The sequence below is a fragment of the Xanthomonas sp. 60 genome (genome assembly GCF_011761925.1).
In genome coordinates, this window is record NZ_JAASQW010000001.1 from 659,270 (window position 1) to 681,969 (window position 22,700).

18 protein-coding genes and 1 riboswitch are annotated in these 22,700 nt (G+C 66.3%); of the genes, 8 read left to right on the forward strand and 10 right to left on the reverse strand.

All coding sequences use genetic code 11. From position 1 onward, the window contains the following. Positions 1–73 precede the first annotated feature (73 nt). Both gcvH and FHY09_RS03100 read left to right on the forward strand, forming a co-directional pair. A complete protein-coding gene (gene gcvH / locus FHY09_RS03095) occupies positions 74–469 on the forward strand; it encodes a glycine cleavage system protein GcvH (RefSeq protein ID WP_166924002.1) in 396 nt (131 codons plus the stop codon). 758 nt (positions 470–1,227) lie between these two features. Beyond that, positions 1,228–1,782, forward strand: a complete 555-nt coding sequence (locus tag FHY09_RS03100; RefSeq protein ID WP_166924004.1) for a hypothetical protein — start codon at positions 1,228–1,230, stop codon at positions 1,780–1,782. Positions 1,783–1,917: 135 nt separating this feature from the next. Here FHY09_RS03100 and FHY09_RS03105 read toward each other — a convergent pair whose 3' ends face one another. Further along, positions 1,918–3,300 carry a serine hydrolase domain-containing protein gene (locus tag FHY09_RS03105; protein ID WP_166924006.1) on the reverse strand — a complete coding sequence of 461 codons (1,383 nt, stop codon included), beginning with the start codon at positions 3,298–3,300 and terminating at the stop codon, positions 1,918–1,920. 226 nt (positions 3,301–3,526) lie between these two features. Here FHY09_RS03105 and FHY09_RS03110 point away from each other — a divergent pair, with 226 nt between their 5' ends. Then, positions 3,527–4,855: an MFS transporter gene (locus FHY09_RS03110; protein ID WP_166924008.1), complete on the forward strand. Its 1,329-nt coding sequence runs from the start codon at positions 3,527–3,529 to the stop codon at positions 4,853–4,855. Between the two features lie 39 nt (positions 4,856–4,894). Then, a complete protein-coding gene (locus FHY09_RS03115; protein ID WP_166924010.1) occupies positions 4,895–5,245 on the forward strand; it encodes a DUF1304 domain-containing protein in 351 nt (116 codons plus the stop codon). Between the two features lie 501 nt (positions 5,246–5,746). On the opposite strand, the gene FHY09_RS03120 is transcribed toward FHY09_RS03115, so the two are convergent. Then, positions 5,747–8,224: an acyl-CoA dehydrogenase gene (locus tag FHY09_RS03120; RefSeq protein WP_166924012.1), complete on the reverse strand. Its 2,478-nt coding sequence runs from the start codon at positions 8,222–8,224 to the stop codon at positions 5,747–5,749. Further along, complete coding sequence (locus FHY09_RS03125; protein ID WP_166924014.1) at positions 8,221–9,126, reverse strand: alpha/beta fold hydrolase; 906 nt, start codon at positions 9,124–9,126, stop codon at positions 8,221–8,223. Before FHY09_RS03125 ends, FHY09_RS03120 begins: the two co-directional genes overlap by 4 nt. Positions 9,127–9,288: 162 nt before the next feature. On the opposite strand from FHY09_RS03125, the gene FHY09_RS03130 reads away from it, so the two are divergent. Next, positions 9,289–9,888, forward strand: coding sequence for a TetR/AcrR family transcriptional regulator (locus tag FHY09_RS03130; RefSeq protein ID WP_166924016.1), 600 nt, complete (start codon positions 9,289–9,291; stop codon positions 9,886–9,888). A 147-nt stretch (positions 9,889–10,035) separates the two neighbouring features. Here FHY09_RS03130 and FHY09_RS03135 read toward each other — a convergent pair whose 3' ends face one another. The 3 genes from FHY09_RS03135 to hslO all read right to left on the reverse strand — a co-directional run bounded on the left by FHY09_RS03135 (position 10,036) and on the right by hslO (position 14,984). Then, positions 10,036–12,867, reverse strand: coding sequence for a TonB-dependent receptor domain-containing protein (locus FHY09_RS03135; RefSeq protein WP_166924018.1), 2,832 nt, complete (start codon positions 12,865–12,867; stop codon positions 10,036–10,038). A gap of 239 nt (positions 12,868–13,106) precedes the next feature. After that, the gene (locus FHY09_RS03140; protein ID WP_166924020.1) at positions 13,107–13,958 is read right to left on the reverse strand and encodes an XOO1806 family protein; all 852 of its coding nucleotides are present in this window, start codon (positions 13,956–13,958) and stop codon (positions 13,107–13,109) included. A gap of 132 nt (positions 13,959–14,090) precedes the next feature. Next, entirely contained in the window at positions 14,091–14,984 is an 894-nt protein-coding gene (gene hslO, locus FHY09_RS03145) for an Hsp33 family molecular chaperone HslO (protein WP_166924023.1), read from the reverse strand. Between the two features lie 72 nt (positions 14,985–15,056). On the opposite strand from hslO, the gene mtgA reads away from it, so the two are divergent. The 3 genes from mtgA to FHY09_RS03160 are packed head-to-tail and all read left to right on the forward strand — an operon-like array spanning position 15,057 to position 17,254. Further along, complete coding sequence (gene mtgA, locus FHY09_RS03150; protein WP_166924025.1) at positions 15,057–15,791, forward strand: monofunctional biosynthetic peptidoglycan transglycosylase; 735 nt, start codon at positions 15,057–15,059, stop codon at positions 15,789–15,791. Between the two features lie 25 nt (positions 15,792–15,816). Continuing rightward, positions 15,817–16,866: a glycosyltransferase family 2 protein gene (locus tag FHY09_RS03155; RefSeq protein WP_166924377.1), complete on the forward strand. Its 1,050-nt coding sequence runs from the start codon at positions 15,817–15,819 to the stop codon at positions 16,864–16,866. Then, positions 16,826–17,254 carry a CBS domain-containing protein gene (locus FHY09_RS03160; RefSeq protein WP_166924027.1) on the forward strand — a complete coding sequence of 143 codons (429 nt, stop codon included), beginning with the start codon at positions 16,826–16,828 and terminating at the stop codon, positions 17,252–17,254. Before FHY09_RS03155 ends, FHY09_RS03160 begins: the two co-directional genes overlap by 41 nt. A 71-nt stretch (positions 17,255–17,325) precedes the next feature. Here the strand turns inward: FHY09_RS03160 and FHY09_RS03165 are convergent, their stop codons facing one another. From FHY09_RS03165 to FHY09_RS03180, 4 genes are all read right to left on the reverse strand, one after another. Continuing rightward, positions 17,326–19,317 carry an AsmA family protein gene (locus FHY09_RS03165; RefSeq protein ID WP_166924029.1) on the reverse strand — a complete coding sequence of 664 codons (1,992 nt, stop codon included), beginning with the start codon at positions 19,315–19,317 and terminating at the stop codon, positions 17,326–17,328. A gap of 84 nt (positions 19,318–19,401) precedes the next feature. Beyond that, the gene (gene trhA / locus FHY09_RS03170) at positions 19,402–20,034 is read right to left on the reverse strand and encodes a PAQR family membrane homeostasis protein TrhA (protein ID WP_166924031.1); all 633 of its coding nucleotides are present in this window, start codon (positions 20,032–20,034) and stop codon (positions 19,402–19,404) included. Positions 20,035–20,128: 94 nt separating this feature from the next. Next, positions 20,129–21,733 carry a peptide chain release factor 3 gene (locus FHY09_RS03175; RefSeq protein ID WP_166924033.1) on the reverse strand — a complete coding sequence of 535 codons (1,605 nt, stop codon included), beginning with the start codon at positions 21,731–21,733 and terminating at the stop codon, positions 20,129–20,131. Between the two features lie 107 nt (positions 21,734–21,840). Next, complete coding sequence (locus FHY09_RS03180) at positions 21,841–22,446, reverse strand: M23 family metallopeptidase (RefSeq protein WP_456362686.1); 606 nt, start codon at positions 22,444–22,446, stop codon at positions 21,841–21,843. 125 nt (positions 22,447–22,571) lie between these two features. Further along, a riboswitch (SAM riboswitch) is annotated at positions 22,572–22,689 on the forward strand. Positions 22,690–22,700 lie beyond the last annotated feature (11 nt).

Consider the following 22,700-nt stretch of genomic DNA (forward strand, 5'->3'; position numbering starts at 1 on the left):
CGGGCCTGCCAGCAGGCCCGTCCCGTTGGTTACACTAGCCGCGTTTTCCACCCCTGATTTCTGGAGCACTGCCATGAGCGAGATTCCCGGCGACCTCAAATTCCTCTCGTCCCACGAGTGGGCCCGCAACGATGGCAACGGGCGCGTCACCGTGGGCATTTCCGATCACGCCCAGGGTCTGCTCGGTGACCTGGTCTATGTCGAGCTGCCCGAGGTGGGGCAGGAAGCCAAGGCCGGTGAGCAGATCGCCGTGGTCGAGTCGGTCAAGGCGGCCTCGGATGTGTACAGCCCGGTCAGCGGCACCATCGTCGAGGTCAATTCCGCGCTGAGCGACAAGCCGGAAACCATCAATGAAGATGCCTACGGCGAAGGCTGGCTGTACGTGATCGAGGTCGCGGGCATCGAGGAGTTCGACGAGCTGCTGGCGCCGGACGACTATGCCCAGGCACTCGACGACGCACAGGACTGACCGTCCCGGGCTCGATCATCGAACCGCCCCGCGTGGGCGGTTTTTTTTTGCCCGCGTGCCGGTCACTGCGCGAGGGACATGGCAGAGGGTTCTTTCCTGCACCTGGTGGCAGCGTCCGGCGCCGATTTTTTTTGCGCATATCCGCGTTTGCACCTCACCGCGCGAGCGCTTTCGTGTGAAAAAAAAACGTGCACGTTGTGGGTACGTCAGGCAGGGGGCAGCACTGCGTCGCGTGGTGCGGTGCTGCTGCGAAGCGACCGTGCACGCGCGCTGCACCGGTGCAGCAGAGTGCTTGTTTAAAGGTGTTTCGCGCACGTGTCCTGCAGGCACGCGAAACGCCGGGATGGCCGCAACAGCTTCCTCGCCTGTCGTTCGACACGCTGTCGCACGGAGGCGATGCAGCGCAGCCAACCGCTTCGGCGTGAAAATTTCCGCCCAGGGTTGTTGACAGGAAAAAAAAGCGTGATTAGGTTTCGCCTCAGCAGACCTTGCCTGCCAGACCGAGTGCAGCAGATCAACGACCAGACGCGAAGCACAAGCTCCCCTGCCACCGCACGTCGCGCGACGTTGCAGTCGGCATCGCTTCCCCTGGCCATGGGCATCACGTTTTCCGCAGCGCTGACGTTCCCGCATTTCGGGACCACCTGCGTTGCACCCGTCACGGCGCGCTCGACACGCCGGCGGCCCCCGCACAGTCAAGGTGCGGGTTCGATCCACCTGGGCGTTTCAACTCTCCATCACTGACGAGGAGCCACACCATGGCAACTGCGAAGAAAAAGCCGGCCGCCAAGAAGGCGACCAAGAAGGCAGCCAGCAAGACCGCTGCCAAGAAGGTCGCGAAGAAGGCCACCGCGAAGAAGGCAACCGCGAAGAAGGCGACCGCGAAGAAGTCTGTTGCCAAGAAGGCAACGGCCAAGAAGGCAGTGAAGAAGACTGCAGCACGCAAGGTCGCCAAGAAGGCGACGGCGAAGAAGGCAGTGAAGAAGGCGGCGAAGAAGGCAACGGCGAAGAAGACGGCGAAGAAGGCCGTAAAGAAGACCGCTGCCCGCAAGTCCTCGACCGCTGCCAAGAAGGTTGCGCGCAAGCCGGCCAAGAAAGCCGCGGCCAAGAAGTCGGCCACCAAGAAGGTTGCCAAGAAGGCCACCAAGAAGACCGCTACGCGCTCCACCGCCGCCAAGAAGGCAGTGACCAAGACCGCGACGAAGAAGGCTGCGAAGAAGCCGGTCGCCAAGAAGGCCGCCCGCAAGCCGGTGGCCCGCAAGAAGAAAGCCGCTCCGGTCGCACTGCCGGCGACGCCGGCGCCGCTGATCTGATCGTCTCCCGATAGCCGTACCCTGGAACCCTTTCCCTGGCTGCCCAGCGGGGAGAGGGTTTTTTTATGGGCGGATGACGGGCAAAAAGAAAGCGGCCCGAAGGCCGCTTCCGCAGGTGGGGCGATGCCACCCCACTCAGCGCGGCGAGGCCACCGCACGATTGGACGAGGCGCCCTTGGAGCGCGTGCCCGCCGGTGCGTCTTCGGCCATCAGGTTGTCGCTGCCGAAATCGGTATCCACGTCCAGCCACTTCTGCGCGGGCAGGCCGAGGGCCGCGTCCAGCACGGTCGGCAGCAGGCCGCTCGGCAGGCTGCTCTCGCCGTTCCACATGATCGCGATGCCGAGATCGCGGCCGGGCACCAGCGCGAGCAGTCCACGGTAGCCCTGCACGGCCCCCGCATGGAACACCACCGGGTTGCCGGCGTAATCGAAGTTGCGCCAGCCAAGCGCATAGCCGGCCGAGCGCAGGCGCTCGCGGCGCCAGCCCGAGCGCATCTCGCCGGGCGTATTGACCAGGCTGGCGTGCAGCGTGGCCAGCAGCGGGGCCGGCAGTACGTCGGGGCGGTGGCCGGTATGCGCCAGCAGCCACTGCGCCATGTCGTTCGCACTCGCGTTGACCCCTGCCGCCGGCGCCACGCGGTAGTAGGTCGGCTTCGGGTTCAACGACACCCAGCCATTGCGGCTGCGCACGTGTGGCCGCGCCCAGCGCGAACTGGCCTGGATGCCGGCCAGGCCGAGGCTGGCGTCGTTCATGCCGAGCGGCTTGAAGATGCGCCGTTCCACCGACTGCTCGTAGAAGCTGCCGGAGGCGGCGTAGACGACGTCGCCGATGAGGCTGAAGGCCACGTTCTGGTAGGCGTAGCAATCACCGGGCAGGCACTTCAACGACGTGCTCGCCAGCTTCTGGGTGAGCGAGTAGTACTCGGCGTTGGCCTCGATGTCGCGGTCATAGGCGTTGTACGGCAGGCCGACGCGGTGGCTGAGGACATCGGCCACGGTCAGCTGCTCGGTGGCTTCCGGCGTGCTGAGCCGGAAGCCGGGCACGTAATCGGTGACCTTGCTGTCCCAGCGCAGGGTGCCATCGTTGACCAGCAGGCCGGCCATCGTGCCCGCGAAGGCCTTGGACAGCGATGCAAGGCGGAACACGGTGTGCGAATCGACCGGCAGGGGATTGTTGACGTCGGTGACGCCGTAGCCGCGCGCACTGAGGATGCGGCCTCCCTGGACGATCGCGATGGCCATGCCCGGCACGCGCTCGCCGTAGGTCAGCTGCTGCGCCATGGCTTCGATGTGGCTCACGTTGAAGCCGGGCGCAGGCGCCTGCACCGGCACGCCGAGGGCGGTGCGGTAGGCGGCCGGCTGCGTGCTGGCCGCCGCCACAGTGGCCGTCTCGATGTTGGCCGGCATCGGCGGCAGCGCGGACGGCTGCGCGGTGGTGGACATGGCCACAGGCATGAGCATGCCCAGCAAACCGGTGGCCGCTGCCCGGTAGGGGCGACGACTGCTGTTCTGATTCATTTAGGGGACCCGTGCGCGACTGCTTGAGCGATTCTAGCCCCGCTTTTCACTGTTGCACAAATCGGACGAAGATGAATGCGCATCTCATTGAAATTGATGGTCTTTCAACACCCCGTCAAGCGCACGGCTGGCGGTACTCCGAGGGATTGGCTAACGTACGCGCTTTCCCGCACCCGGAGCCGCCGATGACTGCTTCCCGCCGCCGGCCACGCCGGCAGGGCGATGCATGAGCACATCCGGTGATGCGTCCGGAACGCGCGGCCTGCTGCGCGCGGTACGACAGACGCCTGCGCTTGGCTGGTCGTTCCTGTACTTCTTCTGCCTGCTCAGCGGCTACTACGTGCTGCGCCCGGTGCGCGAGGCGATGGCGGCCTCCTCCGATCTGCAGGAAGTCTTCCCGGTCGCGCTGATTAACTGGTTCGCAGGTCACGGCGTGGCGTTGCAGGCGTTCACCCTGCAGTTCCTGTTCACCTGCGTGTTCCTGATCATGGTGGTGCTGCAGCCGGTCTACGGCTGGCTGGTGAGCCGTCATCCGCGCCGGGTGTTCCTGCCGGTGGTGTATGGGTTCTTCATCGCCACCCTGCTCGGCTTCCATCTGCTGTTCCACAGTGATGTCCCCGGCCGCGGGATGGCGTTCTTCTTCTGGATCACCGTGTTCAACCTGTTCGCGGTCGCGGTGTTCTGGAGTTTCATGGCCGATGTCTTCAGCAACGTCCAGGCGCGGGCGTATTACGGGTACATCGGCGCGGCGGGTACGCTGGGCGCGTTCCTCGGCCCGGTCATCACAGGCGCGCTGGTGCAGCGCGTGGGCATCGCCAATCTGATGCTGGTATCGGCCGGTTTCCTCGGCATCTGCCTGCTGTGCATCTGGCGGCTGCGCCACTGGGCCGTGCTGCGCGAACAGGCCCAGCAGCTGGTCTCCGGTGAACAGCCGATGGGGGGCAGTGTGCTGGACGGCCTGAAGCTGATCGTCAGGCAGCCGCTGCTGCGCTGGCTGGCCCTGCTGGTGCTGTTCGGCGTGGGTGTCGGGACGCTGCTCTACAACGAGCAGGCAGCGATCGTGCGGGCGGCCTATCCTGATCCGGAAGCCCGCACCGCCTTCTATTCCTACCTCGACCTGGCGGTCAACGCGCTGACGCTGGTGGTGCAGCTGGCGCTGACGCGCTGGCTGCTGTCGCGGCACGGTGTGGCCCCTGCCTTGCTCATACCGGCGCTGGCGATCATCGTCGGCTTCTCGGTGCTGGCGGCCTCGCCGCTGCCGCTGCTGGTGGCCGTGGTGCAGGTGGTCACGCGCGCCAGCGAGTTTTCCCTGTTCAAGCCTGCCCGGGAAACCATCTACACCCGTGTGGACCGCCAGTGGCGCTACAAGGCCGGCGCGGCCATCGACACGGTCATCTACCGCGGTGCGGACCTGAGCTTCGCCTGGGTGCACAAGGGGCTCTCCCTGTTCGGCTCGCAGGTGCTGTTCGCCGGCGGCATCGTGGTGGCGTTGCTGATGACCGGCGCGGCGGTCGGTGTGCTGCGCGAAGAAAAGAAGCTGCCGCGCGACCGCTGAGGCGCGCATGCCTGCCCACTCCCTTTCCGAGGAATGCCGATGTACTGGATCGCGCTGTCGTTGACCCTGCTGGTGGCCGTGCTGCACGTGTACTTCCTTGTGCTGGAGATGTTCCTGTGGACGCGTCCGCTGGGCCTGAAGACGTTCCGCAACACGCCGGAGAGGGCCGCAGCCACCCGTGTGCTGGCCGCCAACCAGGGCCTGTACAACGGCTTCCTCGCGGCCGGCATCGGCCTGGGCCTGGCCCTGCAGCAACCTGTGCTGGTGACCTTCTCGCTGGCGTGCGTGGTGGTGGCCGGTGTGTACGGTGCACTGAGCGTGGGCCGGACGATCTTTTTCGTGCAGGCGTTGCCCGCAATCCTCGCGCTGTTGGCGGGGTGGGGCGCCTAGGCCGGCGCGGAGGCGCCAGAAAGGGCTGACCCGCCGCGGCCACGAGGCTCCAAATCTGCCATGCGGGCAGGCCGGTCCGCCCTAAGCTGGCTGGATCGTTCCCCTCCAGGCATGCCTGCATGATGCAAACCGCCTCGCCCGTTCCCCAGATGCGTCCCTCATCGGGATCCGTCGCCCCACCTGCGCCCATGACGAATCCGTCGCCGCCTCCACCGGAGGTGCCCAGCGCGGTCTCCAACGCAAGCCTGCCCGCCGGCCAGGTGAGAGCACGCTTGAGCGGAGCGGGAGAGCCCCGGACGGGCAGCTGGCCGCTGGCCCCCTCCCGGGTATTCGCACTCCAGCCTGCGCAACCGTTCGGCCCCCTCGAGCGACGGTGACCGGGGCGGTGCCAGGTATCGCGCTGCGTCGGCTGGCGCCGTGCCCCGCGGTGATGCGCCCGCACTGCAAAAAAAAGCGGCCCTCAAGGGGCCGCTTGTCTTGGTTCGCTTCCGTCAGCCGGCGTCAGGCCGCCTCCGACCGCGAGCCGTTCTGCTCGCGCGCGTAATATCCGGCCGAGCGCAGCTCGTCCTTGTCGAAATCATCCACGGTGATCGCTTCCAGCGTGATCGCCCGCAGTTCTTCCAGCAGCGTGCGCTCATCCTGCGTCAACACGCCTTCGGCCACGGCTTCTTCCAGCTGCTTGGTGTAGTCAAGTGCTTCGATGCCCTTGCTCTTCATGGCCTTCAGGAACTTGCGCTCCACCGGCTCGGCCATGATCGCCTTGGCGAGGTAGCTGTTGATGCGGCCACCGGGATTGTTCTCGCACGGGGTCAGGAACACGCCTTCGCCCAAGCGGTCGCGGGCTTCGTTGGGTGCCATCAGCAGCGCTGCCACGCGACGGCTCAGGCGATCACCCGGGGCTTCGGCGCGACGACCGAGCGGGAAGATCAGCGCCCACATCAGCCAACCGATCGGACGGATCGGGAAGTTGCGCAGCGCCGCCGACAGGGACTCCTCGATCTTGTGCACGCTGTCATGGAAGCCCCACGCCAGCAGGGGCTGGTCGGCCACCGGTGCGCCTTCGTCGTGGTAACGCTTGAGCATCGCGCTGGTCATGTAGATGTGGCTCAGCACATCGCCCAGACGACCGGACAGCGATTCCTTGAACTTCAGCTTGCCGCCGAGGGTCATCATCGAGATGTCCGCCATCAGCGCCAGGTTGGCCGAGTACCGGTCCAGCTTGCGGAAGTAACGCCGGGTGTAGGCGTCACCCGGGGCCGCGCCGAAGCGCGCGCCGGTCAAGCCGAACCAGAACGAACGCACGGCGTTGGAGATGCCGTAACGGATGTGGCCGAACAGGCTGCGGTCGAAGGCCTCCAGGCCGGCCTTGCGGTCCGGGTCGCCGGCCGCCTTCATTTCCTTCATCACCCACGGGTGGCACAGGATCGCACCCTGGCCGAAGATCAGCAGGCTGCGCGTCATGATGTTCGCGCCTTCCACGGTGATCGCGATCGGGGCGGCCTGCCAGCTGCGGCCGGCGAAGTTGCGCGGCCCCAGGATGATGCCCTTGCCGCCGATCACATCCATGACATCGGAGATCACTTCGCGGCTCATGCTGGTGCAGTGGTATTTGGCGATCGCCGACGGCACTGACGGCACGTCGCCGCGATCCACCGCCGCCGCCGTGGCCTGCGCCAGCGCGCTGATCTTGTACGCCTTGCCACCGATCCGGGCCAGCGCTTCCTCGACACCTTCGAAGCGTCCGACCGAAAGGCCGAACTGCTTGCGGATGCGCGCGTACGCACCGGTGACAACGGCACCGGCCTTGGCGCCGCCACTGCCGGTGGAGGGCAGGGTGATGGAACGGCCGACGGCCAGGCACTCGTTGAGCATGTTCCAGCCCTTGCCGGCCATCGCCGCGCCGCCGATCAGCTGGGTCAGTGGGATGAAGACATCCTTGCCCTTGATCGGACCGTTCTGGAACGGCGAGTTCAGCGGGAAATGGCGGCGGCCGACCTCGACCCCCGCGGTATCGCGCGGCAGCAGGCCGAGGGTGATGCCGATGTCGCGCGTTTCACCGATCAGGCCGTCCGGATCGTACATGCGGAACGCCAGGCCGATCAGCGTGGCCACCGGGGCCAGCGTGATGTAGCGCTTGTCGAAGGTCAGGCGCACGCCGAGCACGCGTTCGCCGTTCCATTCGCCGTGGCAGACGATGCCGTAGTCGGGGATGGAGGTGGCATCGGAACCGGCAAAGGGACCGGTCAGGCCGAAGCAGGGCACCTCGCGGCCATCGGCCAGGCGCGGCAGGTACTGGTCCTTCTGCTCCTGGGTGCCGTAGTGATTGAGCAGCTCGCCCGGTCCGAGCGAGTTCGGCACGCCGACGGTGGAGCTCACCACCGAGGACACCGAGGCCAGCTTCTGGATCACCTTGTGGTGGGCCAGCGCACTGAAGCCAAGACCGCCGTACTGCTTCGGAATGATCATGCCGAAGAAGCGGTTCTTCTTGATGAAGGTCCACAGCTCGGGCGGCAGGTCGGCGTGGACATGGGTGATTTCCCAGTCGTTGACCATGCGGCACAGCTCTTCCACCGGGCCATCCAGGAACGCCTGTTCTTCAGCGGTGAGTTGCGGCTTGGGGTAGTTGAGCAGGATGTTCCAGTCAGGATCACCGGTGAACAGCTCGCCTTCGAAGCCGACCGAACCGGTCTCCAGCGCGATACGCTCGGTCTGCGACAGCGGCGGCAGCACCTTGCGGAACACGCCCATCATCGGCGCGGTGAGCAGGGGCTTGCGGATGAACGGCAGCAGCAGCGGCACGGCGATGACGGCCAGCACCGCCGCAGCGACGATCGTGGCGGTCTGGTTGACGTACGGCACGAACCAGCACACCGCCAGCAGGGCGAGGCTGATGAGCGTCCAGGTGATCAGACGCATGCGGTGGTACGCCGCGAAAGCACCTGCAAGCAGCAGGGCAAGGAAGGGAAGTACGAGGCTCATGAGCGTGCTCCGGTGACGTGCTCGGGTACGGCGGACGATGCGGTGGACAGCTCGTCCAGATAGTTCAACACAGTAGCGGTAAAGGCGTCGTTGTCATCACCGGCCAGCGTGTGCGTGGCCTGTGGCAGTTCAATGTGGCGGGCATGCGGTGCCAGGGCGAGGAAGTCGGTGATGGTCTGCGGGGTGACGAGGTCGCTGCGGCCGCCGCTGACCAGCAGCAGGGGGCATTTCACCTGGCGTGCGGCCTCGGCCAGCGCGTCCTGATGCTGCGAACTGTCCTGTACGAGTTCGGCGACAAGACGCGGATCCCAGTGCCAGCGCCAGCGGCCGGCGCCGTCGTCGCGCAGCAGGGCGCGCAGCGATGCAGCCGATTTACGCGGGCGATGGGGCAGGTAGGCCGTGATCACATCCGCCGCTTCATCGAGCGAGGCGAAGCCTGCCGGATGGGCGGTCATGAATTCGAGGATGCGTTCGACCCCGGCCGCGTTCCAGCGCGGCGTGATGTCCACCAGCACCATGGCCTGGAACAGCCCCGGCCAGCGGGCCTCGGCCAGCAGGCCGAACAGGCCGCCCATCGACGCGGCCACCAGGACCGGCGGCTGCGGCTGCTCGCCAGCGAGCACGATCAGGTCATCGGTGAACTGCTCGCCGTGATAGCGCAGGTCGGCCGGATTCCAGAACGAATCGCCATGCCCGCGCGCGTCGTACGCGAGGGTGCGGTAGCCGGCCCCGGCCAGCACGGTGGCCGTGGTGGTCCACGCGTGGCGGCTCTGGCCGAAGCCATGCGCGAACAGCACGCCGCCCCGATCGCCGGTGCCCACGCGCGCTACGGCAAGCTGGCCAATGTCGCTGGCCCCTGTCGAGGTGTCAAAGCGTGAATCCAGGAGGGAGGGGTTGACCATACCTGCAAGTATGGTCCTGCCTGCGAGGATGTCAATACTGCCGGGTATGGTGCGTCGCAGCGTCGAGATCTGGCGTTTCCGGCCTCTACCGACGCCACGCGGGTGCGCAGGTTTCACCGGCTTTGCCTCTACACGGACTGCGCCGTATGGTTAAATCACCGGATGACCGAATCCGACTCTTCCCCCGGTGCCGCCCGCGCCGGTCGCAACAGCCGCCTCAGTGCCGAGGATTGGGCCCAGGCGGCGCTGGACCAGATTGCTGAACAGGGCGTAGGTGCCGTGGCAGTGGAGCCGCTGGCGCGCCGCCTGGGTGTGACCAAGGGCAGCTTCTACTGGCATTTCCCCTCGCGCGATGCATTGCTGCAGGCTGCGCTGGAGCGCTGGGAACTGTTCGAACAGGAGCAGGTCTTTGGCAGCCTCGAAGAGGTGCACGACCCGCGTGCGCGGCTGCGGCAGCTGTTCCAGGTGGTGGCTCACGAAGTCCAGCCGCACATCATCTACAGCGAGCTGCTCAAGGCGCTTGACCACCCGATGGTGCGGCCGGTGATCGACCGCGTATCGCAGCGGCGCATGGATTACCTGATCGCTTCGTTCCGGCAGGCGGGCCTGAGTTCCACCGATGCACGGCACCGGGCGCGGCTGGCCTATGCCGCCTATGTGGGCTTCCTGCAGCTGTCACTGCAGCTGCAGCAGCCGCGGCCGGCCCGCGAGGATTTCGAAGCCTACGTGGAACATGTGATCGAGACACTGATTCCGGGCTGAGGCGTGCGCCTGTCCGGATGCTTTCACGGGCCGCGGAGACGCGGCCTTTTTCATGTCCGGCGCACCCGTGCACGGGGCGCAGGCACCCTGAAAAGCAACGGCCCCTTGCGGGGCCGTTGTTTCAGACGTTGTTGATCAGTGGATCGATCAGAACTTCTGGTTGTACTTCAGGTAGACGAAACGACCGATGTCCCAGCCGCCGTAGTACGCGAAGTTGGAGTTCTGCTGCGAGAAGAAAAGCGGACCCACCTTGTTGAACACGTTGTTGGCACCGACCGAGATCGTGGCGTTCCACGGCGCGGCGTAGGACACCTGCACGTCGTGGAAGGTCACGCTGCCGGTCTTGTTGAGCGGGGTGTTGGTGCCCAGCGTTTCCGGTGCGTAGAACTCCGGAATGTTGCAGCGCTCGTCGAAGTAGCAGTCTTCCTTGGTGCCGGAGTAGTAACGCATGCCCCAGTTCACCGACCAGTCGTTCAGCGTCCAGCCCAGGTTGAGGTTCGAGCGGACGCGGAACGTGCTGCCGTAGCCGTTGGACTGGTTCGGAACGACCTCAGCATCATTGGTCGACTTGCTCTCGTACTTGCTGACGTAGGTGGTGGCCCACTTGGCGGTCAGACGGCCGAAATCGGTGTCCAGGCCGTAGCCCACGTCGACGTCGAAGCCCTCGGTCTCGGTGTAACCGGCGTTGCGGTTGCCGTAGACCAGGTCGCCGACGATGAAGCCATTGGCCGGGTCACGGGTGAACTGCGAGCAGCGCGATTCGATCAGGCCGATGTAGCAGTCTTCCAGGATCTGGTTCGGGCTGTCCGAGACGATGGTGTCGTCGATGCGGATGCTCCACCAGTCGACGCCGACGGTCAGGCCGCTGACGTAGCTCGGGCTGTAGACGAAACCAACCGTCTTCGACTCGGACATTTCCGGGCTCAGGTTCGGGTTGGAGCCGGAGGTGAACGGCACCGGGGTCTGGTCGGCAACGCTGGCGGTCGGGACGAAGCCCTGCTTCAGCTGGCGGTAGTTGGCCGGGACGTCCTGCAGGCAGCGGGCGGAACCGCGGGCGGCACCGTAGATGCTGTCGCAGACGTCGGCAAAGCCGGTGGTGAAGGTCTGCGAGGTGCCGCCGTACAGGTCACCGATGGTCGGGGCGCGGAAGCCCTCGGCATAGGTGGCACGGATCAGCAGGTCGTCGATCGGACGCCACTTCAGGCCGAACTTGTTGTTGACCGTGTCACCGAAGGTGTTGAAGTCGGAGTAGCGCGAAGCCACGTCCAGCGTCAGTTCCTTGGCGAAGGCCAGGTCGGCCAGGATCGGGATGTTCAGTTCCAGGTAGAACTCGTCAACCGAGTAGGTGCCCGACGTCGGGCCGGAGGCCAGGTTGGTCGAGTCGCCCGACTGCGCGATCGCGTCCGGACGGAAGTTGCCGTCTTCCTTGCGGTATTCATAGCCCAGCGCGAAGCCCAGATCACCGGCCGGCAGCGGCACGATGGTGCCGGACAGGTTGGCGAAGTAGTTGTTCGTGGTGGTCTTGCCGGTCGCGTGCTCTTCACGGAAGAGGTAGTTGCGCACGTTCGGATCGTCGAGCGAATTGGCCACCGCACCGGTGCCGAAGCCCGCATACGGGTTCCACGGCACGCAGCCGGCGATGGTGGTGCCGGTTGCCGCGCTGTAGCACTCCAGGTTGCCCTGCGCGTTCACACGCGACGGGCCCACGGCGTTGCGCACGGCCGGGATGTAGAAGTTGCCGTTGTTGGTGATGTTGACGTTGTTCTCGTTGTAGAGATAGCCCGCATCCCAGTTGAAGTAGCGGTCGCCGATCTCGAAGGCGCCTTCGAAGCTACCAGTGAAGCGCCAGGTGTTCAGCTCGGTGTCGGTGGTACGCGGCACTTCCCAGCCACGACGACGCCAGTTGACGGCCGAAGCGCCACCGGTCGGGTTGAATGCGCTCAGGGCGGACATCGGCGCACCGATCGCAGTCGACTGCGTCGGATAGCCGGCGATCTGACGGTTCGATTCACGCTGCGTGTAGGACAGGTCGCTGGTGAAACGGACGTTGTCGGTGATGTCGAAGTTGGCGTTCACATACAGCGAACGGCGCTCCAGCGGGGTCAGCAGGTGCATCTGGTCGGACGACTTGCTCACGTCGTCCGCGTTCTGCGGGTGGAACTGGCCCGGACCGAGGGCGGTGCCGCCACGGTTAGGTGCCTGCCAGGCGCCCGTGCTGCCGACCGGACGCCAGTTGCCCCACTGGCCGACGGCCGTGGTGGAGAACTGCGGGAAGCCCGGGTAGGTGTCGTCGGAGAAGAAGCGGTTGCGCGCCCAGACTTCCTCTTCCTTGTGGTATTCGGCACCGATGGTGACCGAGCCGCGGTCGCCGGAGAAGCCGATCATGAAGTCGGCGGTCTGCTTCTGGCCGTCACCCTGGCCGTACTGGCCGGTGTAGAAGTTGGCTTCGGCACCGTCGAAGTTCTTGCGGGTGATGATGTTGATCACACCGGCCATGGCGTCGGAGCCGTAGATCGACGAAGCGCCGTCCTTCAGCACGTCGATGCGCTCGACGACGACGGTCGGGATGGTCGACACGTCCTGGAAGCCGTCCGGCGAGATGCCCAGGCGCTTGCCGTTGACCAGCACCAGCGTACGCTGCGGGCCCAGGTTGCGCAGGTCGATGTACTGACCGCCGGCTTCCTGGTTGGAGGTCAGCGGCGAGGCGCGGCTGAACGACGGGCTGCCCGCGGCGGAAATGTTCTGCAGGATGTCCGCCACCGAGCTGAAGCCCTGGTTCTGGATGTCCTGACGGGAAATCGTCAGCACCGGCTGTGCAGTTTCCACGTCAACCTGGCGGATGCGCGAACCAGTGACCGAGATGCGATCCAGGTTGGTGGTGCCGGAGGTTTCCTGCGCGATGGCAGTGCCGGTGCCGGCAGCGCTGGTGATCAGCGCCAGGACGACGGCGTCACGCAGAGTGTTGCTATTGCGGTTCATTGGGCTCTCTCTCCAAGTTGTCTTGGTACTACGTGGTGTGGCCCCCGGAGGAAGCGAAAGGCGCTTCCAAAAACCCTAGGGCTGATCCCGATACTACTGCCGTCTTTTCCAAAATTAAAGCTTTGTTAATGATTCGCGTGATTTTGGTGAAATTCGGCAAAGCGGCGAGAGCACGCGCAGACGGAAACGCCCCGCGAAAGCAGGGCGTTACAGAGAGAAAAACTTTTCAGTTCAACAGGTTACAGATCCTGTTCATAGCGAACGTACGGTACCGTACCGTCATCGTTGCTTTCGTTGCGTGGAGCGAACGGGTTGCGGCCACGGCTGATCACGTTTTCGGCGCCGACCGTCAACTGCCCCGACCAGGGCGTGCGCCAGGTCAGGCCGAGGCCCAGGCCTTCCCACTTGCCGGGCTGTCCCGGCACATCGACCACGCGGCCGATTATGTTGCCACTGAAGTTGCCATAGCCGGCACCTACGCTGAGGCTTCGACTGTCCCAGCGATTGACCATGGACGGGGCCGCGTCGGAGATCGGTACCAGGCGGGCCTTGGCGTACGTGCCAGCGATGGACACGAATGCTTCGCGACCGATGCTCTTCTGCCCGAACACGGTCAGATCGTTCTGCTCCACGCGCGAGGCGGGTGCCTTCGAGGACGCCGACAGCCAGTTGGGCAATACGTCACGGCCACTGCCTGCGGTGACACCGACCCGTCCCGCGCCACGGTTGAATGCCGCCGTGCCGGTAAAGCGCCGCGACAGCGAATCGGCATCGTCATCGCCCAGGCTGGCCAGCATGCAATGGCTGGCCAGGGCCGCGATATCGGTGCCCCGGCCGCCGGTGCAGAGCAGGCCGAGCGAATCGCCGGAGGACAGGCCGAAGGCTGCATCCAGCGAGGTGCGGCCAAAGTTCCAGCGGGCGCCAGCGCGCTGCTCGCCGGTGGGCTCAAGATAGAGGAAGGCTTCCACCTTGCCGCTGCCCTTGTTCCACACCGGTAGCACGGTGCGCGTGTCCTTGGCCTGCGCATGCGCACCCGCTGCCGCCCCGAAGGCGATCAGCAGTGCGAGCGGTAGGCGGAGGAATGTGCGCATAGTCCTTTCAGACAGTCCTGGTCACGACAAGTTCCCGGGGGAACGAGAACTTGATCCTAGGTGGTTTATGATTTCTTAACAAGTCATCGCCCTCCCCAGAACGCGACCTGATTCACAATTACGACGCACGTCTTACTGCAGTCGTTCCGGTGCAGGCACCGAGGGCTCCACGCCCGCGAACACTAGCGCCAGTTCCGTCAATGGAAAGTGATACTCCTTTCCACAGAATTCGCAACGTACGTCCACCGCGCCTGTGGGTTCGGCGGCGGCGCGGACTTCGGTCTCGCCCAGCGACTCGAGCATCGCGGCGACGCGTTCGCGCGAGCAGGAACAGGCAAACGCCAGCGGCTTGTCCCCCATGGATTCGGGCTGTTCTTCATGGAACAGGCGATGCACGAGCGCCTCGGCGGGTGTGGCCAGCAGTTCGCCCTTGCCCAGCGTTTCAAAGAGGGCGCTGACGCGCAGCCAGCCATCCTCGTCGCCCTCGTCGCCGGGAAGTTTCTGCAGCAGCAGGCCGGCGGCGCTGTCACCATCGGCGGCGAGGAGCAGGCGCGTCGGCAGCTGTTCGGACTGCCGGAAGTAGGCTTCGAAGGCCTCGTCCAGCGTGGCCGCGTCCAGTGCCACCAGGCTCTGGTAACGCTGCGGCTCGCGCGGGTCCAGGCCGGGGTTTTCAATGGTGATCGCCAGCACCGCGTCTTCGCCGAGCGCCTGCAGGTTCTGCGGCGCATCTTCGTTGTCCTCCAGCCGCGCGATGCCACGCACGGTGCCGGCAGCGGTGCATTCGGCGAACAGCGTGCGCAGCGCGCTGCTGCTGCGCAGCTGGATCGACAGGCGGCCGTCCACCTTGGTGTGGCCGGTGAACAGCGCCGAAGCCACGCAGGCCTCGCCCAGCAGGGACTTGGCCTGCGGCGGATACGCGCCGTGCGACTGCAGCTGCTGCCAGCTCGATTGCAGGCGGACATGCACGCCGCGCACACCGGCCGTGGGCAGGAGGAAGCGGAACAGGGAGTCGTTGGATTCGGTCATCGGTCTGCGCAGAGTGGGCCGGTTGCCGGATAATGGGCGCACAGCCGTGTACATGAAGGGATGGTGGGCTAGATGGGGGCAGGCGGGGAAGACCTCAAGTCCGGCGCGGTGCGCGGCCGGTGGCGATGGCGCAGGCTGCTGTGGCTGCCGCCCTTGCTGGTGGCGCTGAGCGTGCTGCAGGTGCTTGCACTGCGGGTGATCGATCCGCCGCTGTCGATGGTGATGGTGTGGCGCTACGGCGAGGCCCTGCTGGACGGCGAGATGGACTACCGGTTGCACCATCGCTGGCGTGATCTGGATGCCATGGCGCCCTCGCTGCCGATCTCCCTGGTGGCGGCCGAGGACCAGCGGTTTCCGCTGCATTCGGGGTTCGACCTGCAGGCGATCGAGAAGGCGCGTGACCACAACGCGCGCGGTGGGCGCCTGCGCGGGGCAAGCACCATCAGTCAGCAGGTGGCCAAGAATCTGTTCCTCTGGCAGGGCCGCAGCTGGATCCGCAAGGGGCTGGAGGCGTGGTACACGCTGCTGATCGAACTGCTGTGGCCGAAGCACCGCATCCTGGAGGTGTACGCGAACATCGCCGAGTTCGGCGACGGCATCTACGGTGCGGAGGCGGCGGCAACGCAGTTCTGGGGCAAGGACGCGGCGCGGCTGACGCCTGCCGAAAGCGCGCGGCTGGCCGCGGTACTGCCCTCGCCGCGACGCTACAACGCGGCCGCGCCCGGGCCCTACGTGCAGCGCCGGGCCAACTGGATCCAGCGCCAGGCCAGGCAGCTTGGCGGTGTCGGATACCTGCGCGATGAGTGATCCTGCCGCGCCCATGCCCATGCCCATGCCCGGGGCCACCACCGCGGCGACGCCCCCGTCCGTGGAGCGGCTGACCTTCGTGGTGGCCGCGCATGACGAAGCCCAGTCGATTCCCCACCTTCATCCCCGCCTGTGCCGGGTCATCGAGTCACTGGCCGGCATCGATGGCCGCATCCTGTACGTGGACGACGGCAGCAGTGATGCCACCTGGTCCCTGCTGGAGGTGCTGGCGCGTACCGATCCGCGGGTGACCGCGCTGCGGCTGTCGCGCAACTTCGGCAAGGAAGCCGCGCTCACCGCCGGACTGGACCACGTGCGCGAAGGCGCGGCGATGATCCTCGACGCGGACTGCCAGGACCCGCCGGAGCTGGCACCGTTGTTTGTCGCCCGGTGGCGCGAGGGCTACGACAACATCTACGGTACGCGGCGGCTGCGCGAAGGCGAAACGTGGACCAAGCGCGCGACCGCGGCGATGTTCTACCGGGTGATGCTGCGGCTCTCGCCCACGCCCATTCCCGCCGACACCGGCGACTTCCGCCTGCTGTCTGCGCGTGCGCTGGCGGCGTTGCGCGAGCTGCGCGAGCGCCACCGGTTCATGAAAGGCCTTTTCAGCTGGGTCGGGTTCCGGCGGATCGCGGTGCCTTACGAGCGCCAGCCCCGGATCGCCGGCAGCAGCAAGTTCAGCCTGTGGCGGCTGTGGAACTTCGCTCTCGAGGGCATCACCAGCTTCTCCACCGTACCGCTGCGCGCGGCGACCTACCTGGGCCTGCTCACCGCTGCTTCGGCGTTCGTGTTCGCCGTTGCGGTGGTGGTCAAGGCCGCGCTGTACGGTGATCGCGTGGCCGGCTGGCCGACGATGATGGCGGTGATCCTGTTCCTGGGCGGCGTGCAGCTGATCGCGCTGGGGTTGATCGGCGAGTACCTGGGACGGTTGTACGAAGAATCCAAGCAGCGCCCGTTGTACGTGGTTGACGCCTGCGTGGCACCGGACGTGGCAGACTCGGGCTCGCAACCCACCCTTGGAGGGCAGGCCGATGACCACGGTTCGACAGTTGCTGGACAGCAAGTCTCCTGAAGTTCATGCCGTCGCGCCCGGCGCGGCGGTGATCGATGCGATCCGCCTGATGGCCGAACAGGGCATCGGCGCGGTGCTGGTGATGGAGGGCACACGGTTGGTCGGCATCGTGTCCGAGCGCGATTATGCGCGGAAGATCGTGCTGCACGAGCGTTCCTCGCGCGATACTCCCGTGGCCGACATCATGACCGCGCAGGTGGTGACCGTGGCGCCCTCCGAGCAGGTTCCGCACTGCCTGCAGCTGGTCACCGATTTCAGGATCCGCCACCTGCCGGTCGTGGAAGGTGGCGAGGTGCTGGGCGTGATCTCGATCGGCGACCTGGTGAAGTCGGTCATCGACGACCAGCAACAGAAACTCGACCATCTGCAGCAGTACATCGCCGGCTGAAGCCCCGGCGCCGGGCACGGCCCGCAACGCCACGTTCCCCGCGCCACCCTGCGGTGGCGTTGGGGGAGAGGCTATTTCGCGTACTTGCCGCCGCAGTTGCTGTCCTTGCCGGGGCCGGGCTCGAAGGTCGCCAGCAGCGCGGCCGGCGGTGCGATGCTGCCCAGTGCAACGGCCAGCGCGCCGCGCAGTCCCAGTGCCTTGAAATCGGGCCGGAACGAGGGATCCTTGAACGTGCCGCTGATGCGCAGCGGGGAGCGCAGCGCCAGGATGCTGATGTCCTTGGGACGCGGCTTGAGCAGGAACGCCATTTCCTCGTTTTTGAGGTTGATCGAGCCTTCGCCGACGATCAGCGTGTCGGTGGTGTCCACCGCCAGCGCGCGGCTCTGCATGAGGCCACCGTTCACGCCGAAATCAGCAAACGCGCAGCGCAGCGGGATCTGCCGGTCACCGGTGAACAGGAACCGCAGCGATTCGGCCACGTCCAGCCCGGCGAGCTCCATCACCAGGTTGCCCACGTGCCCGCGCCCCATGCCCACGGCCACTTCGCCGGAGCTGCTGCCGAGCATCGCAGCGATCGAGTTGCCCGTGCCCGACAGATCGATCTCCCCGCCGATGCCGCCGGAGGCCTGCTCGGCCAGCTTGGCATCCGGGAACAGCTTGCCCAACTGCACGCGGCGCACGCTCGCCTTCAGCGAGGTCGCGATCTGCGGACGGCGGGCATCCATGCGGATGGTGCTGCGGATATCGCCGCCGGCCACGCCGAAGTTGAGCGGCTCCAGTCGCAGCACCCCATCATCGAGCTTCAGATGGGCGTCCATGTCGTCCAGCGGCAACGACGGCGCATTGATCCGCTGCGCCTTCAGGCGCACATCGGCGTCCATCGAGCGCAGTTTGCCGAGGTCGTAGGGCGTATCAGGCAGTATCGTCGGGCGGGCTGCGATGCGCGCGGCTTCGGCTTTCTGCTCGGCGTTCGCGGTCTCCTCACCCCCGGTTTTCGGCGGCGCACCAACGAAGCCGGCGAGGTCATCGAAGTCCAGCCGTTTGGAGGCCAGGTTCGCCGTCAACCGCGGACGCTCCCCGGCGACATCGATCTGCACATCGCCGCCGAGGTCACTGTCACCGACACGACCGGTGAACTTCTGGTAACGCCACACCTGGTGGTCACGCTGCAGGCGGCCGTCCAGCTGGTACGGCGGCGTGGAGGGCAGGGCGATCCCCACCAGCGGATACAGGTCTTCAAGGTCGCGGCCGCTGAGCCGGAAACGCAGATCGAAGGTCTGGAACTGGAACGGGTTGGTCAGCGTGCCCGAGGCGATGGCCCGGGTGCCGCCGGCACGGCCGTCGAGATGGATGCGGAACGGGTGCGCGCTGTCGGTCAGCTCCAACGGCGATTCGGTGCCGCCATCAAGGGTGAACGCGTTGCCCTGCCAGCTGCCCTTGCCGTCGATCAGCAGCGGGGGCGCGGCATCCTCCTGGCGTGGTTTTCCACTACGTACGTTGAGGCGGATATCGGTACGCCCGCGGGTGTCACTGAACTGCAGGCGGCCATCTTCGATGTACAGGCGACGCAGCTGCGGTGTCTGGCCGCCATCGCTGTCGCCGAGAAAATCCCAGTTCGACTTCTGGTCGTCCTGCGGGGCGGACTGCAGCAGCACGTCCGGGCGGGTGAGGCGGATCTCGGGCAGCTGCACGCTGCCGCGCAGCAGCGGCCACACACGCACGTCCAGTTCCACGCGGTCCGCACTGGCCATGGACGGTTGCTCGGCCCATTCGGCGTTGGCGAAGGTGAGCGTATCGGCGCGGACGGTGGTGACCCGACCCAGATCGACGTCCAGATTGCCGATGTGCAGGGCGCGGCCGGTCTTGGCCTGGACGGCACGCTCCACCGGGCCCTTGAACCAGTTCCAGTCCCACAGGGCGATCAGCAGCAGGATGGCGGCGACAATGAAGGCCAATACCGCGAGCCAGCGCTGGCCGCGTCTGCCAGGCCGACGGGGACGCCAGCGCGCGAAACGGCGGGGGGCAGACGGTGTCGTCGCTTCAGGGCTGGGAGAAGTATTCACACGCGCATGGTTGTCCGCGCAGGGTGTAGGTGGCGCGAACACTCCATTGCGTTGGCGTGCATGCCGCGGAGCGGGATTGCACGGTTACAGGATCTGACGGGTCACCGCGACGAAGTGGCAGACACTGCCGCCGAGCACGAACAGGTGCCAGATCGCGTGGGAGTACCGGATGGACTCGCGATGGTAGAAATACGTGCCGAGCGTGTAGGACAGCCCGCCGGCGAGGAGCCAGCCCAGCGTGACGCCATCGATCGCCGCCAGCATCGGCTTGATCGCCACCACGATCAACCAGCCCATGGCGATGTAGATGCCGGTGGACAACGCCTTGAAGCGGCCGGTGTAGAACAGCTTGAAGATCACCCCGCCCAGGGCGAGCGTCCAGATGGCCGCGAACAGCCCCCAGCCCCACGGGCCACGCAGGCCGATCAGCGTGAAGGGGGTATAGGTGCCGGCGATCAGCACGTAGATGGCGCAGTGATCGAAGATCTTCAGGCGGCCCTTGGCCACCGGGTGCGGAATCGCGTGGTAGAGCGTGGACGCGGTGTACAGCAGCAGCAGCGCCACGCCGAACACGATCGCGCTGCCCAGCTGCCAGGCATCACCGTATACGGCCGCCAGCGTGATGAGTACCGCGCTGGCAGCCAGTGCGAACACCGCGCCCAGGCCGTGGGTGAGCGCGCTCGCGATTTCCTCGCGGATGGAATCAACAGACGTCATGGCAACCCGGCTTCGTGGCGGACGGGGGGATCCGCATCCCCCGTATCATCGCCAAGAAGCACCGCGCTTGCACGTCCCGGCAAGCGGACCCCGTTCAGCCGGCCGCAACGCTGTGCGCCGCTTCGCGCGTGGCCGAGAAGCGGACCTCGGGCGCGCGTTCCTGCGCCAACTGCAGGTTGACGCGCGTGGGCGCGAGGTAGACCAGCTGGCCTGCGGCGTCCACGGCCAGGTTGGTGGCGTTCTTTTCGCGGAACTCCTCGAGCTTCTTCTCGTTGTCGCAGTGCACCCAGCGTGCGGTGACCACGCTGACCGGCTCGAAGGTCGCTTCCACGCCGTACTCGTCCTTGAGCCGGTAGGCGGCCACGTCGAACTGCAGCACGCCGACCGCGCCGAGGATCAGGTCGTTGCTCATCAGCGGCCGGAAGAACTGCGTGGCGCCTTCTTCGGAAAGCTGGGCCAGGCCCTTCTGCAGCTGCTTGAGCTTGAGCGGGTCACGCAGACGTGCGCGGCGGAACAGTTCGGGGGCGAAGTTCGGGATGCCGGTGAAGCTGACGGCCTCGCCTTCGGTGAACGTGTCACCAATGGAGATGGTGCCGTGGTTGTGGATGCCGATGACATCGCCCGGCCACGCCTCCGCAGCGATCTCGCGGTCACTGGCCATGAAGGTCAGCGCGTTGGCCAGCTTCATGTCCTTGCCGGTGCGCACGTGGAAGGTCTTCATGCCCGCCGCGAACCGGCCCGAGCACACCCGCATGAAGGCCACGCGGTCACGGTGCTGCGGGTCCATGTTGGCCTGGATCTTGAACACAAAGCCGGTGAGTTTTTCCTCGCCCGGGGCGATGGTGCGCCCGGTGGTGGACCGTGCCTGCGGCGAGGGCGCGTGCTCGACGAAGAAATCGAGCAGCGGCTGCACGCCGAAGTTGTTCACGCCCGAACCGAAGAATACCGGCGTCTGCTTGCCCGCCAGGTAGGCCTCCGGATCGAAAGGATGGCTCGCGCCCTGCACCAGTTCCAGCTCATCGCGCAGTTCGGCAAGCATCTGCGCGCCGATGCGCTCGGCCAGGCCGGGCGAATCGATGGACGGGAAAATGGTCGAATCCTGGCGGGTGAAGTTGCGGCCCTGCTCGTACAGGTGCACTTCACCGCTGAGCAGGTGGACCACGCCCTTCAAGCGCTGGCCCATGCCGATCGGCCAGGTGACCGGCGCGCACTGGATGCCGAGCACGCTCTCCACTTCGTCAAGCAGGTCGATGGGCTCCTTGCCCTCGCGGTCGAGCTTGTTGATGAAGGTCATGATCGGCGTGTCGCGCAGGCGGCAGACCTCCATCAGCTTGATGGTGCGCTCTTCCACGCCCTTGGCCACGTCGATCACCATCAACGCCGAATCCACCGCGGTCAGCACGCGGTAGGTGTCCTCGCCGAAGTCGGCATGGCCGGGGGTGTCGAGCAGGTTGACGATCTTCCCTTCGTACGGGAACTGCATGACCGAGGAGGTCACGGAGATGCCGCGCTCCTTCTCCAGCGCCATCCAGTCCGAGGTGGCGTGGCGGGCGGCCTTGCGGCCCTTCACCGAGCCGGCCATCTGGATGGCACCGCCGAACAGCAGCAGCTTTTCGGTCAGCGTGGTCTTGCCGGCGTCAGGATGGGAAATGATGGCGAACGTGCGGCGGCGCGACGCTTCGGTGGCGACTTCGGACATGGCGGTGGCGCCCGCCCGGGGCGCAGATCAGCAAGTAAGCCGCTGATTATCGCCGAAAAACGGTAGGAAGGGGGCGCCCGCCACTTCAGGCCAGGGAGGCAGCCCGCTCAATCCGCTCCGTCCCCTTTTGGCAGGTACAGGCGACCGCGCGGGGTGTCGAACTGGACAGGAATGGAAACCAGGCGCTCGCCCTGCAGATGCTGGACGGCGAAATGCAGGTGCGGGGCAGTGCTGAAGCCGGTATTGCCGGACAGCGCGATCGTCTGCCCGGCCTCCACCCACTGGTGGGTCCGCACGCGCACGCCGTCCTGCAACAGGTGGGCATACACCGCGATGCTGCCGTCGGCATGGCGGATGCGGACGTAGTTCGCACGCAGGCGGTCACGTTGCGGATCCAGGCCATTGCCACTGAAGCCGGCTTGCAGGTCGATCACCCGGCCCGCGCGGGCCGCCAGCACCGGCGTGCCCTCGGGCAGCGTGAAGTCCACGGCGAAGCGGTTCTCGGCATCGCGGTGGCTGAAGCGGCCCTCGGGCGCCTGGCCGACGGTGAACCGGGTCGCATCGAAGGGCAGGCGGTAGCGCGGCTGCCCGCCTGCCTGCCCGGTGCCTCGCGCCAATCCCCATCCCTGGCGCCAGGAATCGGCTGCCCCGGCGGCGGTCGCAGGCAGGCATGTCGCGATCAGCAGGGGCAGGGGCAGCAGGGCGCGTTTCATCGGGCGAGCGTGGGCGTGGGCCGCGAACTGTAGCAGCGGGGCCAGCATCCACCCTTCCCGATGTTATATATCGCTTCATCCGGATGGAGTGGTTGACACCTCCGCAGGGCGGTGGCAAGGTGAGTCCACCATCGAGACCGGCAGAGGGACAGGCCCTTTGAAGCCGGGGCAGCCCGCAGGCGCGAAAGCGTCGGCGTAGGTGCCAAATCCTGCGGGGACCCTGCGTCCACCGGAAGATGGTTCGTGTCGCGCGC

Excerpts from the sequence above, each read along its gene's own strand:
- gcvH (WP_166924002.1), top strand. The coding sequence starts at position 74 with ATGAGCGAGATTCCCGGCGACCTCAAATTCCTCTCGTCCCACGAGTGG.
- FHY09_RS03100 (WP_166924004.1), top strand. The coding sequence starts at position 1,228 with ATGGCAACTGCGAAGAAAAAGCCGGCCGCCAAGAAGGCGACCAAGAAG.
- FHY09_RS03105 (WP_166924006.1), bottom strand. The coding sequence starts at position 3,300 with ATGAATCAGAACAGCAGTCGTCGCCCCTACCGGGCAGCGGCCACCGGT.
- FHY09_RS03110 (WP_166924008.1), top strand. The coding sequence starts at position 3,527 with ATGAGCACATCCGGTGATGCGTCCGGAACGCGCGGCCTGCTGCGCGCG.
- FHY09_RS03115 (WP_166924010.1), top strand. The coding sequence starts at position 4,895 with ATGTACTGGATCGCGCTGTCGTTGACCCTGCTGGTGGCCGTGCTGCAC.
- FHY09_RS03120 (WP_166924012.1), bottom strand. The coding sequence starts at position 8,224 with ATGAGCCTCGTACTTCCCTTCCTTGCCCTGCTGCTTGCAGGTGCTTTC.
- FHY09_RS03125 (WP_166924014.1), bottom strand. The coding sequence starts at position 9,126 with ATGGTCAACCCCTCCCTCCTGGATTCACGCTTTGACACCTCGACAGGG.
- FHY09_RS03130 (WP_166924016.1), top strand. The coding sequence starts at position 9,289 with ATGACCGAATCCGACTCTTCCCCCGGTGCCGCCCGCGCCGGTCGCAAC.
- FHY09_RS03135 (WP_166924018.1), bottom strand. The coding sequence starts at position 12,867 with ATGAACCGCAATAGCAACACTCTGCGTGACGCCGTCGTCCTGGCGCTG.
- FHY09_RS03140 (WP_166924020.1), bottom strand. The coding sequence starts at position 13,958 with ATGCGCACATTCCTCCGCCTACCGCTCGCACTGCTGATCGCCTTCGGG.
- hslO (WP_166924023.1), bottom strand. The coding sequence starts at position 14,984 with ATGACCGAATCCAACGACTCCCTGTTCCGCTTCCTCCTGCCCACGGCC.
- mtgA (WP_166924025.1), top strand. The coding sequence starts at position 15,057 with ATGGGGGCAGGCGGGGAAGACCTCAAGTCCGGCGCGGTGCGCGGCCGG.
- FHY09_RS03155 (WP_166924377.1), top strand. The coding sequence starts at position 15,817 with ATGCCCGGGGCCACCACCGCGGCGACGCCCCCGTCCGTGGAGCGGCTG.
- FHY09_RS03160 (WP_166924027.1), top strand. The coding sequence starts at position 16,826 with ATGACCACGGTTCGACAGTTGCTGGACAGCAAGTCTCCTGAAGTTCAT.
- trhA (WP_166924031.1), bottom strand. The coding sequence starts at position 20,034 with ATGACGTCTGTTGATTCCATCCGCGAGGAAATCGCGAGCGCGCTCACC.
- FHY09_RS03175 (WP_166924033.1), bottom strand. The coding sequence starts at position 21,733 with ATGTCCGAAGTCGCCACCGAAGCGTCGCGCCGCCGCACGTTCGCCATC.
- FHY09_RS03180 (WP_456362686.1), bottom strand. The coding sequence starts at position 22,446 with ATGAAACGCGCCCTGCTGCCCCTGCCCCTGCTGATCGCGACATGCCTG.